This window comes from Paenibacillus sp. EKM206P, from assembly GCF_011066155.1.
In the GTDB taxonomy this organism is placed as follows: Bacteria; Bacillota; Bacilli; order Paenibacillales; family Paenibacillaceae; genus Paenibacillus; species Paenibacillus polymyxa_D.
This window is the reverse complement of the sequence record NZ_JAAMNQ010000012.1, coordinates 128059-141617: the sequence shown is the minus strand read 5'-3', so window position 1 is coordinate 141617 and position 13559 is coordinate 128059. Positions and strand designations below refer to the sequence as shown.

Sequence of the window (13559 nt, the reverse complement as noted above, 5' to 3'; positions counted from 1 at the left end):
TAACATCACTTTACCCCATATGAAGCCTGTTGCAAAATCTTAATTTAGAAAATGACATGCGGTGCGGAGCTGATTTTCCAGTAGCTACCGACCTTTTCAAAATTCACGGTGATTTTTTCATTCGCCTTCTTGGTTTGTGCCGGATAAGGCACGGTCAGCAGGTAGCTGCGCTTCACCGGAGTCATGGTTACCATTTTCGCCGTAGCCCGACTGAACTCGAGCAAATTGCCACCATCTGCGTTCAACTGAGCTAATCTACCGTTAACTTCAACGAAAAATTTACCGACAAATTGCTCACTCGCTTGCTTTGTGTAGGCCTGCGTTAGATAGCTGATCAGCTTGGTCTTCGTGCCGATGTCCTCGGACAGATAGCGGTAGCTTTTGCCGTTCAACTGGAACACCTCACCTACCGAGCTGCCACCGCTAACCGCATACTGATAACGAGATTGTGCCTCCAGCACAAGCGGAACCGCACTCTCGTGGTTCAGCTTGTCCAGCTGCGTCGGTTTCACGCTGGTAGCCGCGGCGGCTGGCGCCGAAGTGGACGGCTGCTGCGGCTTAGACGGCTTCGCAGTCGAAGGTACGATCGGAGCAGCCGCGGGTGCTACCGATGTAGATGGACGCTGTGCTGGTGCAGACGGAGCTACTGGTGTAGCAGTTTTGGCAGAACCTGCGGCTGCAGCCGGGGTCGAGGCTGCTGGAACCGACGGCGCTTGCGCCGGGGCTGGGGTCGTAGCCGACGCAGACGCTGCTGGTGCTGGCACCTGGGTCGGAGCGGATGCGGCCGGATTGGCAACGCTCGGCTGCGTCGCTTCCGCTGGAGCGGTCACAGTGGGCGCGGCAGCAGCGGCCTGTGCCACGCTCATAAGTGTGGCCACAATGCATAGTGCGGATAACTTCGTATTTATTTTCATACTTATATACACCTCCATAATCATATGTCTGCATAAACTGCATACGTTTCTATTATAAGAATTTTGCTTCTCGATTGGGTTGCTAAATTGTTTCTATTTGCCTTTTTTTGTTCATTCTACACGAAGTTTGTCCGTATTTGCCGGGGACGGTTGTTCTGACTGTTTCAACTGCTTTGCCTCCATCTCTTCCAAGGATAGCGACAGTTGCTTAACAGATCGGTCTAGCTCCTCCAATCTGCGATTCAAAGTGACGAGGATGTATTTTAATAGAATCAGACTTAATGCAGCAGGGAATCCGACATTAGTTACGAGCTCAATCATGCCTTCAGTCGTTAAAGAACCCACAGATTCCGCCTCCTTTTTCATACATGTATTCCATCAATAAGAACTAATGTTCCCATTTTTATGAAAATCATACGTTAGCTTTTGGGCTCTCATGACAAAAAGAGCTCCAATTAGCTTGGAGCCCTCTCTGTTTTTGTTCATTCTACCTGCTTTCAACCACTGCCGAACGACATATCAAGGAGTATATATATTCGGCTGCTGGGGCTTGGACATCCCTTCTCCCAGATAAAACCCGGTGTGCGGCGGTTGATTATAAGCTATGTTCTGCCAAGCAATACTCAGGCGATACACTGGATCATGCATAAGCGTGTAGAATCGGTGTTCTGACTCGTATGGTGTTGTGTAGATACGCAGCGCTGAATTATCACTTTTGCGCCAAATGACTTCTTCACGCCAGTCACCGAACAGATCGGCCTGCAAGGACGGCGTTCCTTTGGTTCCGTTATTGGAACTCGTTCCTGTTGCCGTAAGCAAGTTGGAAGTCGTCGAATTCGTATAGTTCCACTTGTCTATCTTTCCAGCGCTTGTTGAGGTATGATCCAGCAGTTCACGGAGGAGATCCCCATCCCACCAGATGCCAAAATTAATGGAAGACGGTAGCGTGTTGGTGATGAGCTGCCCCTTGGCTGAACGTAACCCAATACCCGGTGCCCACTGCTCGTTCCCTTTGGTCCGCGGGTCAATGTCTGCCGACATGCCTCTTCCGGTATCCTTGCCTGTATTTACACCCCATAGAATATTTCCATTACGCGGGTCGTACATGGCAGCTCCATAGGTGGCATTTTTGTCCTCATTCACCTTGAACACTTCATAACCTGAACGGTCGGGGTCCAGATCGCCAACATGAAGTGCATCTCCATGTCCCATCCCCGTGTTAGCCAGCTTCGCTCCGTTATCGTCTACAACCAGCGAGCCGTACACAATCTCATCCTTATCATCTCCGTCCACATCCGCCACGCTCAAGCTGTGGTTCCCCTGTCCAGCCGTTCCAGCATTGGTGGAGCTGTTGCTGTCAAAGGTCCAGCGTCGGCTCAGGTTGCCGTTCCGCCAATCATATGCGACCAGAACGGTGCGGGTGTAATAACCACGTGCCATCACAATGCTGGGTCTCACACCATCCAGATAAGCAACCCCGGCGAGAAAACGATCCACACGGTTACCATAATTATCCCCCCAGCTCGATACCGTTCCGCGCGGTGGCACATAGTCAATCGTACTAAGAGCCTTGCCTGTATCACCTGAGAACACAGTTAGAAACTCGGGACCTTGCAAAATATATCCGCTCGTGTTTCGATGATCAGCCGAAGCGTCCCCAATCTTTACACCTGTACCATCTACCGTGCCGTCTGCTGTTTTACATACGATCTCTGCTTTGCCATCTCCATCAAAATCGTAGACGAGAAATTGCGTGTAGTGGGCTCCAGCCCGTATGTTCCGTCCCAGGTCGATCCGCCATTTGCGTGTTCCATCCAGCTCGTAGCCATCCAAAAATACATTTCCCGTATAACCGGATTGCGAATTATCCTTGGCATTGGAAGGGTCCCATTTTAACACAATCTCATACTCGCCATCTCCATCGAGATCCCCTACGCTGGCATCATTGGCATGGTACGTGTAATTCACATTATCCGGGGTTGTGCCTCCCGCGGGCTGCTGGATCGGAACATCCAGATAGTTGTTGTTCCATACCTTCACCGCAGGGGAAGCAGCCTGCTCTGCTCCATTGACCACGGCACGAACGGTATACGAAGATGAGGTCGTACCTGCCTTGTCCAAAAAGTTGGTTCTCGATGTAATCGGCGCATTATTTACCTTGCTTGTCCCTCTGTACAAATTAAAGCCGACCGAATTCGCTTCCGTGCCCAGCAAGCGCCAGCTCACCAGTACACCCTCAGGCACCTTAACAGCGACGGCTCCACGGTTTAGCTTTTCCATTTGCCTCGTAGAGGCAGCAGAGACCTGGCTATCCATCCGGGGGACCACTCCACTCAATATGACACCGAGACAGAGCAACGCAGTATACCGGAACCTTTTGTTCATCTGAATCATTAGCTCCTTTCATGGTTTGTATTTTCAATAAATTTATTTTATGTGACTGATAAGTTATTGTTGTTTAAATTCTATGACAGCGCTTACATCAATGTAAAGGGACGAATACGTCCTTTTTGTTCAAAAATCCGGGCTAATGCTTTAAAAATCAGAGGTCCATGAATAATCGTTCTTCATCCGCAATGCTCTGGATATCCTCCGAGCTGATGCTACTATACTGATAGCCCTCTGCCTGTTGTTTTTTCAATGCAAGTTCCTTCATAAAACGTGGGCTGCCCTCTCCGGCATCCTCATCGTAAACAAGCAATAAACCGTCTGTTTTGCGGAAAAGAAGTTCATCCCGTGCCCTAAGTTGCCATATCCCCTGATAAGGCTGGCGGCTGACTACTCCTACATAGTCAACTTCGGCACAAATCTGCTGAAAATATTCCTTTTTGTCCTCCTTCCATTTTTCGTCCATATTTTGATAAGCCATCATAATAGAGCATTTGAGGTGGGGATATTGCTGTTTTAGTGCAGTAACGACCTCACAGGACCACAAGTCCACCCCATATTGGCCTGGGGTAATCACCCATTCCAGCCCTTCTTCAATCAGGGGAATAAGCCTGCCTGCAATCGCCTTTTTAATATATGGAATGCCTTCGTGCTTCTGACTGAAAATATTCAGCTCATGGGCACGATAGCCCGAAACGAGCAAGTTTTTCATCTTCTCAACGTCCTTCTCCGATTATCATAAAGGTTATTGTACCACTTCAGAGCAGGCCACTAAACACTTCATTTTTTGGAGGAACGAATGGAATATAACACAAAAAAAACGAACCTCTGCCATATAGGCTAAACAAGGTTCGTCTTTTGGAAACTTGGTGTAAATCAGAATTGCTTTTTTGGTGCTTAATGAATTCCTATTACCTCCGCACATCACTCCTCGGACGAGTTCGCGCGCCGATCTTGAATTCTAACATTGCTACTAAATATACCGGCATCACTACTTAGCTTGAACGACGGGTAACTAGGGTCTGCCTCAAGCCGCATTCTGCTATCGAACTGCTGTTCCTGCTGCTGATCTACCCAAAAAGAATAAGGCTCAGACTGTACTGCTTTATCAGTTGCATTGGGCGCGGTGACAACCAAAATGACGAGTACGCCATTGCATCCACAATCCTCGGTGTCATAAAACAGCTTGAACATTCCCGGTCGTCCTGAAAGGGCCATTTCTAGCCTTTCAACGGATAAGGAATCCAATTCCAAATGTATGCTCATGAGATGAATCCTCTCCTTTGTGAGTAAAGTGTGTGGAACCGTCAGCCCCAAAAAGACTAAATTTAAACTATATGTACATTATAGTCATGTTTTTGTATATGTCTATGTGACTGCACTCACTGCTATAAATGATCTCTTTTATCATTACCTCTTTGTACATAAAAAGGTGTAACCCTCCATAGTTGATGGGTTACACCTTTTTAAGAATTCATGACCTGTCTTCAAAAAACAGGCGATCGCAGACAAACATACCGTTTATGGTGTATGAATGCCGACAAATTGAAAGGTCCCTTTCGGGAACGCATTCCACTCATCTGGCTGATTATAGGCAGACGATCCATAGGATATTCCTGACTTGCGGACGAACGTTCCTCCTTGTGGAGTAAACTGTTCATGTGAATTTGGATTTCCTAATACATCCACCACTTGTCCTTGGTATTTTAAAACGTATGCAACAGTGTTAAATTCGTTCGGGTTGTAGAAATCGCCCTCATCATTGAAATACCAAGCATTCGTAATATCCATGAAATCATAGAAAATAGTGTCGATGATTATATAGGGCATGGCAGGATAAACCGGATTAATCGGTAGAGTGGTAACTTTCATTTGGTTTGTTTTCTTCATCCATTGATGAAACTCCAGTGAGTAACCGTCTGCCCGATGGGAAGGATCTCCATTCCCGTTATAATACAATTGCAAAACAATTCTTCCATCCCCGCCATCCACATATTGCGAGAAATATACAGCAGGCGCTTGCTGTGGTTCCTGTTGGACCTGAAATACGACAGCTCTTCCATCCGCTCCTACCACCCATACCAGTAAAGGTTCGGGGGAAAGGGGAATGGAGGTGCCCATGAGTTCTACAGGACCGATGAATGTCGATGATGGCGTTCCTCTATATACCAGGAATTTAGATTGTCCTGGGAAATAACTGGACAGATCCACGGTTCTGTGCGGCAAGCCGTATTTAACCCCTATCGGAGTGATCCCGCCGGAAACCAGTTCGGCATTGCGTGTATTCAACGTGTATTGCACAGAACCTCCCCGACCATCCGTGGCTGTAATGGTAACAGCGGCAAGACCGCTACCTGTTCCAGAAGCCACCGTTAAGATACTGCCATTAATTGATGCACTCACCAATGTCGGATCACTGGAGCTGACCGTAAACTGAAGCACATCTCCATCCTCATCGCTGAACAGCTGTTGCAAATCATAATCTCTTTGCTGTGTAACTCCGGGAGTCAATACCTGCTCGTTTATAGCCGCTACGACTTGAGGAGCTTGATTTAGCTGAGGCATGCTGACGGTAACCGGGAACGTCGCTCCCTCTGCACGTCCGTACTGATCATACACACTGAGTGTTACACTCGTGGTCCCTACACTTACTGGGTTTAACTGTAGTTTCTGACCATTCATATGGGCCGTAGCAATTCCTGGATCATACGTGTCTGCTGTCACTGACAGGGATGCTAGATCCCAGTTCAATAAGAACGGTGAGAGATCCAGTTCTGATGCAGCATCTCCCAATTGAAGCAACTGCTCAGGGATCGCTGTAATAACCGCATTTTCCAATAGATGAACCTGTAGGTCTGCGCTAATCTCTCCGCCTCTATCGTCTTTAGCCGTGATGGTAATCACGGTATTGCCGCTAGTCAACCCATGAATAACAAGCTGATCATTTTGAACTGTAGCATCTGCCACGGCTGGATCAGACGCACTGATCTCATAACGAATCGGGTCATGGTCCGGGTCAGCAAAGATGGTGGACAGATCCACAGTTCCGTCAGCCTTGCCTAAAATCAGATGTACAGCGTCTGGTGCACGGGTTACTACCGGGCTACTGTTAGGTATGGGCAAAACCGTTACAATCAAGGTAACTGTATCTGTTCCACCCTTGCTGTCATCTGCCGTCAAGGTAATACTTACACTCCCCGCTTGCAGCGACTGCAAAGAAAGCTGAGCTCTCATTATGGTAGTCTGCACGATGGAAGCATCCGAACTGATCGCTGTGAACACCAGTGGGTCGCCATCTGCATCCGTAAATATTGTTGAAAGATCCAGTGTCATATCCGGCTGGCCCAATGTGACGGTTAACGGCTGAGGGGCTTGTCCATGTGGAGCATGGTTAGGAGCGCCCTGAACCGTTAGCTTGAAATCAATCTGCTTTTGGCCTGTGCTGCCATCCTCTCCTTGCTGTCCGTCATTGGCAGTGACATGAACGCTCGTACTGCCCGCTCGAAGCGGACTCAGACGCAATTCATCCTCCGCAAGCACCACCGACGCTACAGCAGGATCATCAACTGTAACCTGATACGTTAAGCTTGCATTTTCCGGGTCCTGAACATAATCATTCAAATGCAGTACCGAGTCCGATTGTCCCACAGTAAGCGCCTGATCTGGTATACCTGCAGATACTGGCTGGCCATTCACGGTGATTTTGAAGGTAGACGACACCCTTTTTCCCCGTCCATCATTAGCCGATACACTGATGGATGCTTTTCCGACACTGACTGGCGTAAGCTTTAATGTATTGCCCGATACGGACGCCCGTACGATGCCGGATTGAAGAGAAGCTGCCGAAAAGGTTAAGGTATCCCCATCAGGATCGGTAAAGAATTGGCGTAAATCGTACAACTGTTCACCAGCGCCTTCTGTGACTACACGCTCTACTGAAGCATTCACGACTTCCGGTGAACGGTTAGCGCTGCTGGATGAACCAGATGAGCTTCCAGAAGATGAGGACGTACCTGTTACACTTGCCGCAGCTAGACCCGTAACAGCGTTGGAAGCTACTCCGGTACCCAGTGTGACCGCAGAAACCTGTACATTTCCACTCACATTTACCTTAGCTGCCGGGTTGCTGACTTGAATATTTTCAATACTGCCTGTCGTTTTCAATTCCAAGGCACCCGTCCCTGTGACAGTCAGCTGTTGGATTGTACTATTACCTGTCATCTCGACGGACTGGCTGCCATTTACCTGAACGGTCTGAACCGTTCCCTGAAGATTGACTTTGTTCGCCCCTTCATTAACATTCAGCTGCGGCAAGGAAGCATTCGCGCTAACCTCAATGCTTGCGCTGGATTGGACGTTCATGATCGTCGCGCTTGCGGTACCACTAAGTACAACGTGAACTTCTGGCTTTGTGACATCCATTTGCGTCAACGTTGAGCTATCAAATACAACTGTATTGTTATCTCCGCCATTAATATGGGTCTGTCCCTGCACCTGTACATCCTGTGCATAAAAATCCTGCTGTACCCGGGCATCCACCGTTAACTGCTGTTCCACATTCAAGTGCAGTACGGATGTAAAATCACCAGCGATCACCAAATCTCCGTTTAGCGTGGAGCCGTGTCCGTTCAGCACAATGTTGCCACTGAACTCCGCTTCGCCGTCACGAGCCGAAGTCCCGCTGCTGCAAAGCTCCAACCAAGTCACCTTGTCCACCGTCCGGCCTGTGGCATGGAAACGAATGCCCGCGTTGCGCAGCGCGGTCTGATTATCCGCGTGAAAAATGCCGCGCAGCGGCTCTGCCACGTCATACGCGATGCCATTGATCCGTATCTGCTTGCCGTCCATTTCCTCGAGCTGCGAAGCACGCTCCTGTGGAAACAAAGCAGATACGAGTAGGCTGGCCGCATCTACGCGGCTTACCGAGTCTTTGGCGTGTAGATTTCCGCCAAATTCACTCATCAGCCCGTTATTCAGCGCCGCCCGAATCATCGGGGCCGCCCACGGGCTGGCGTCCTTCCACGCCGTCGGCAGCGTCTGTGCCGACGGCGAGTCGGTTGTGCTAGCGGGCGTGCCCGCAGACGTCCCCGTCCCAGCGGACCTGACCAACAGCGCGACCAGTTCCTGGGCGCTGATCAGGTCATTCGGACGGAAGCGTCCGTTGGCGTCGCCCTGCATCAGCCCGGCCTTACGGGCTGCCTCTATAGCCGGGCGCCCCCAACTATCGGCGGGCACGTCCGTGAAGGAGGCAGCGCCGTCCAGGTTGCCCGTCGGAAGCTGCAATGCTTTGACCAGCAGTGCGGCTAGCTCCTGACGTGTGAGCTTCTGCCCAGGTCGGAGCGTTCCGGCGGGGTCGCCTTGGATAATCCCGAGTTCACGGGCTTTTTGCAGTTGTTCCAATTGCTGTGTTGTAAGCTGCTGTACGTCCGTCCAGGTGGCAGTATTGTTCCCTGTCGGCCCATTGGCTACGGAAGCCGCATCTATCACGGTAGCTTGCTCTGCTCCGGCAGGAAGCGAGGGACTCAGCAGCAGCAATGCAGCTGCCAGCTGAGCGGTTAACTTCTTATTTTTCATGGTGTCATTCTCTCCCTACCGATAAAGTCACCTAAATTAACAGGGGAGTTCGTCCCCTCAACATTCCATTCGCCAGCTTGATATGGATCTGTATTACCAATGACCGTACCACTGTTCCGTCCCAAGGCCTGCCCTTGACCAATAACTGCCATATCAATGAGCACGTTGTTGTAGTACAGCTTAAGCGTAACGGGTTCCGAATTGTTATGTTGTAACTGCAGGAAGGTATAATACCAATCTTCCGATCCGAACGAACTCAAATCATTCGCAATTACAAAGGTTTGCCCAGGCATAATGACATCTCCGTCATTGGCATTTATGATAATCGGGTCTGGTTGGTCGGATCGCTCAATCCAGATTTTATTTTTCTCCAACGGTCTGTTGGTCGGATTGTACAATTCAATCGCCTGGTCCAGATAATCCGGTTCGCCTTGCCACACGACCTCGGAAATGAACAAATCTCTTTTCTCAACAATCACTGGAATCGTAAAAGATGTCGTTTCACCACGATTATCATTTGCTGTCATCGTAAGGAACGTCACACCATTACGCAACGGTTGTATGAAAAGTGTATTCCCTTCTACCTGCCCCCCTGCCACCAATGGATCAGAAGACACCACAGTATAGGTCAACGTGTCGCCATCCTCATCAGAGAACATATCATTCAGCTGCAATATTTGCTGACCATCTCCCGGGTCCAAATATTGAGGTTCAGGCACACGGGTCACTACCGGACGATGATTTACGGGTTGAGGAGCTTCAACTTGGAGCATAAATGAAGTGAAAGAAACGCCCCCACGGCCATCATTCGCCGAAATCTCAATTATCGTAATACCAGCGTTATGCAGTGCTACAAATGAATCTTCTCCATTCTCCACCACACTGCCTACTTGGGGATTGGAGGAAGTGAGGGTATACGTCAAGGTGTCGCCATCCTGGTCCATAAATAACGAACCTGGATACAGCATCAGCTTGTCCTGTAACACATTAGTAACTACGATAGGTAAATGAGGCAAAGCCACAGGTATGTGATTCTCAGGCTGCGGATCAGGCAAAGGCGCATTCACCATAGCAGCTAACTGAAGCGAGGCTGTGCCTCCCTTGCCGTCATGGGCTGTTATCGTCATTAGACTAGTGCCAGCTTGAAGCGGCGTAAGTATAAGCTGATCGCCTGTAACTTCTCCTGTGGCCACTTCTGGCGAAGCCGATTCCACCGTGTAGGTCAGTGCATCGCCATCCTCGTCATTAAACAAGTCAGACAGACTAATCTGCTTGCCACCTTCATTTAAGAGCAAAGGAATGTCATTTAGGCTGTTGCTCGCGACAGGACTGTGATTAATGTCCTCCTCATAAGTAGAGCTGGTCACTGTATAGTTGAAAAACACGCTCGCTTTGCCGCCTTTTCCATCCTCTGCCGTAACAAATACCTGTGTGCTTCCTACTGATTTAGGTTTTAAAGTAAGCTGTTTATTTGCCACTTCTGCTTCTGCTACATATACATCCGAAGTGACCGCATGATACGACAACTCATCCTGATCGGCATCGTAAAACACATTTTTCAAATCCACTAGCGTATCTCCGGAACCCATAATGGCATATTGATCGGAAGGAACTATAGCTGAGACAGGTACATGATTAGGTGTTGGTATTGGTGTTGGCGTTGGATTCGTTGTAGAACTGCCACCGCCACCACCGGATGAACTTTTTTTAGTGCTTGTTGGGGATGTATCCGAAGATGCATCCAACGTGGTATCACGTATAATTTGAGTCTCTGTTCCCCGCTCCGCAAGACGGGTCTGTACAGTCTGTATCCCATTGGCGAGACGTACCTGCGTATCGGCAAAATTCAGTTTAAGCTGCTGCCATACACCACTTCCCTGGATCTGAATAGGCTCATGCGTATCTACGATCATTTCGTTTACGTCTGCATGAATCTCTACATTTTTGGCGCCCTGCATCAAGGTTACCTGAGGTAACGTAGCTCCTTGAATTCGCACAAAATCCGCTGCAATAGCTAACTTGCCTTTAAATTCTGACCCTTTGCTATACAAAGTCACCGGATGTTGGGCTGTACCACTTTGCACAATTTGAAGCGCCGACAGATCAGCTACGTTTCGGTTCGATGCCTGATAGGTCAGGGTAGCCCCTTGAAGCGCTGGCACATTGTCCGCTCCGAACAGTTGCTTCAATTGCTGGCCGATCAAATAGGGCTTTCCATCCATATAAGCGATATCCCCGTCGATACGAGAAAGGATTCCCGTCCGTTCACCCGATTGGAACACATTCACCAGAAAGGCTGCGATATCTTGACGTTTTACCTGTACTTTAGAGTCAAACCGATTATCCGGCGTATCCATTAACCCCAGTTTGAGAGCTGCTTCTACGTTGTTTTTGGCCCATGAACTCACCTGATCCCCATCAGAAATGTCTTGAACATCTCCGCCTTGAACATGGGTTCCTCCAATCGCTCTCACCAGAATTGCTGCCAATTCCTCACGGCTCACCGCAGCATTCGGGCGGAAAGCACCTGATTCATCTCCGGTCATTAGACCTGCCGCACGCACAGCTTCTATATAAGAAGCGGCCCAACTCCCCTGCGTATCCTTAAAAGTTACTGCTTGCTCCGTAGCGTCAAGCTTAAGTGCATTAGCCAGCAAAGCTGCCATTTCCTTGCGCGTTAACGGTTGATCTGGACGGAAGGAACCATCTGGATAACCCGTGATTAGTCCTTGCTTCACAGCCTCCTGCACCGCCTGTAATGCCTGGGATGACATAGTGGATTGATCTGTAAAAGAGACTGTACTGGTTTTAGTCACAATCGCAGACGTCTCCCCTTTCGTTTCCGCATGAACAAGCTGGGGCCCCCATGCCATACCTGCCAGCAACGTCACCATCAGCACTTTTTGCCATTCTTTATTTGTTTCTTGATTCATCAGACTCTCCCCCGTAAACGGTTCATTCTTGTTATTAGTGAAAAGATCTTATCATCCGCCTCTGAACCAATTCTGAACAATATTAAAATTTTATTTTTTTCGCAGTCTGGATTTTGTAGCAAATGAAAAAAGAGCGCTCAGCCAGATGGGCTAAGCGCTCTAAAACTTCTATAAAACGTTGATGTACAGACCGTGTCAGAAAGCCGTAGGATTCCATTGAAAGGTAGCCGCGGACTTGGATGGAAGGGTAGATTTGAAAACCTTATTTCCCTGCCGAACCTTAAATGTCTTTGTGCTCTCTCCTGTATTGGCGGCAATCAGGACAAGCGTACCGTCCGGATTGCAGTAGGCGACCGTTTCGATACTTCCACTATAATGTGTAGAATCAATACGTACCGCACCTGGACGGACAAATTTGCTGGCGTGCCCAATCGCATAGTACTCCACATTTTTCGTAACTGCACCGCTTAACGGGTCGATGGTCACTACACCTCTACAGTTGGTGCACCCCCCATTGGTCGGCCCCCCGGACGGGTCAAGTGCGATATTCCAAAAGAGGACATTTTGCGACCAATTTCGGGGTGCACCAATGATCAGTTTGGACATATCCCAGCTCAAATCATCTCCAAAGCCCGGACTCCACGCTCCCCCACTACATTCTGTCATATATACAGGCTTATCAGGAAAAGCATGATGCACATCTTTCATCGCCGTAGGTTCTCCTTTGTAGCAATGAAAGGCTGTTCCATGCGTATAGTTTCGAGCTTGTTCATCTCCTAACACGGTCTTGGCATATTCACTCCCTGTATCCCAGTTATGGTCAAAGGCAATAATCTGAGTAGATAAATGGTTTCGATTTAGGGTTGGGCCCAGATATTGTTTAATAAAATTCGCCTGTTCTGCTGCCCCCATACTCATGCTGGGATACTTGGACGTCGTGAATTCTGGCTCATTTTGAATGGAAATCGCCTGAATCGGAATCCCTTCGTTCGCATAAGCCTGTAGGTAACGAACAAAATAGTCAGCATAAGCCTGGTAGACGCGCGGATCGGTATAGTCCAAATACCAGCCGTTATAAATCTGCTCCCCATATTTCATCCAGGGTGGAGCTGTCCACGGGGTCCCCATAATCTTTAAATCCTGGTTTCTTCTCAAGATTTGCTTCAGCACGTCGATTACATCCCGATCCTTAGCGATGGAGAAATGATTCAGCTCATAGTCCTTGCCTGTTTCCACATCGTCATAGGTATAGCTGCCAGGCTGTCCCTGTTCATCTACGGAATAATCTGAGGCTCCAATGGTATGGCGAATATAACTCAGTTGAATGCCACCGGCTGTAAACAAATCATTTAGCAGCTGATCGCGCTGATTGGCAGACATGCCATGATTCATCAGGTAAGCGGACGAACCGGACACCGCTGCGCCAAACCCTTCCATCGTCTGGTAACGAATATCTGGCTTAATCTCAATCGTCAGTGTATCCGCATTCGCAGCCTTTTCTTTACTGCTATCCTTATCATTCTTATCCCAACGGATCGGGGCTTGTTGGGTTAGACGATTCGCCGGATCGGGTGTTGTTAGCCACATGTTGACGTTATTTTCTGCTTTCGGCCCCGAAACATTCCGTATAGCCATACTGGCCAGGACCGCACAGATCAAAATGGCTACTACAGCTATAAGCAGCCAGATGTCAGTACGTCGTTGCTTTTGGAGTTTCTTCATCTAATATCCTCCTCTCCCCATCACTAGC

At 48.8% G+C, this 13559-nt stretch carries 8 protein-coding genes; all 8 read right to left on the bottom strand.

Annotation, left to right across the window (positions count from 1 at the left end; genetic code table 11):
- Nucleotides 1-44 precede the first annotated feature (44 nt).
- Nucleotides 45-914 (bottom strand): DL-endopeptidase inhibitor IseA family protein, encoded by an 870-nt coding sequence (locus tag G9G53_RS21010; protein ID WP_165150023.1) that lies wholly within the window; start codon nucleotides 912-914, stop codon nucleotides 45-47.
- 111 nt (nucleotides 915-1025) lie between these two features.
- Nucleotides 1026-1259 (bottom strand): hypothetical protein, encoded by a 234-nt coding sequence (locus G9G53_RS21005; RefSeq protein ID WP_069012928.1) that lies wholly within the window; start codon nucleotides 1257-1259, stop codon nucleotides 1026-1028.
- Nucleotides 1260-1433: 174 nt separating this feature from the next.
- Complete coding sequence (locus tag G9G53_RS21000; RefSeq protein WP_446724864.1) at nucleotides 1434-3299, bottom strand: rhamnogalacturonan lyase; 1866 nt, start codon at nucleotides 3297-3299, stop codon at nucleotides 1434-1436.
- 157 nt (nucleotides 3300-3456) lie between these two features.
- On the bottom strand, nucleotides 3457-4014 hold the full coding sequence (locus tag G9G53_RS20995; protein ID WP_165150021.1) for a DUF1273 domain-containing protein: 558 nt from the start codon (nucleotides 4012-4014) through the stop codon (nucleotides 3457-3459).
- 212 nt (nucleotides 4015-4226) lie between these two features.
- Nucleotides 4227-4568, bottom strand: coding sequence for an iron-sulfur cluster biosynthesis family protein (locus tag G9G53_RS20990; RefSeq protein ID WP_029517576.1), 342 nt, complete (start codon nucleotides 4566-4568; stop codon nucleotides 4227-4229).
- Nucleotides 4569-4823: 255 nt separating this feature from the next.
- On the bottom strand, nucleotides 4824-8876 hold the full coding sequence (locus G9G53_RS20985; RefSeq protein WP_165150019.1) for an S-layer homology domain-containing protein: 4053 nt from the start codon (nucleotides 8874-8876) through the stop codon (nucleotides 4824-4826).
- On the bottom strand, nucleotides 8873-11809 hold the full coding sequence (locus G9G53_RS20980) for an S-layer homology domain-containing protein (RefSeq protein WP_165150017.1): 2937 nt from the start codon (nucleotides 11807-11809) through the stop codon (nucleotides 8873-8875). Before G9G53_RS20980 ends, G9G53_RS20985 begins: the two co-directional genes overlap by 4 nt.
- Before the next feature lie 195 nt (nucleotides 11810-12004).
- On the bottom strand, nucleotides 12005-13531 hold the full coding sequence (locus G9G53_RS20975; RefSeq protein WP_165150015.1) for a glycoside hydrolase family 30 protein: 1527 nt from the start codon (nucleotides 13529-13531) through the stop codon (nucleotides 12005-12007).
- Nucleotides 13532-13559: the final 28 nt, after the last annotated feature.

Coding starts and splice junctions, on each gene's coding strand:
- G9G53_RS21010 (WP_165150023.1), bottom strand. CDS start 914: ATGAAAATAAATACGAAGTTATCCGCACTATGCATTGTGGCCACACTT.
- G9G53_RS21000 (WP_446724864.1), bottom strand. CDS start 3,299: ATGAACAAAAGGTTCCGGTATACTGCGTTGCTCTGTCTCGGTGTCATA.
- G9G53_RS20995 (WP_165150021.1), bottom strand. CDS start 4,014: ATGAAAAACTTGCTCGTTTCGGGCTATCGTGCCCATGAGCTGAATATT.
- G9G53_RS20990 (WP_029517576.1), bottom strand. CDS start 4,568: ATGAGCATACATTTGGAATTGGATTCCTTATCCGTTGAAAGGCTAGAA.
- G9G53_RS20985 (WP_165150019.1), bottom strand. CDS start 8,876: ATGAAAAATAAGAAGTTAACCGCTCAGCTGGCAGCTGCATTGCTGCTG.
- G9G53_RS20980 (WP_165150017.1), bottom strand. CDS start 11,809: ATGAATCAAGAAACAAATAAAGAATGGCAAAAAGTGCTGATGGTGACG.
- G9G53_RS20975 (WP_165150015.1), bottom strand. CDS start 13,531: ATGAAGAAACTCCAAAAGCAACGACGTACTGACATCTGGCTGCTTATA.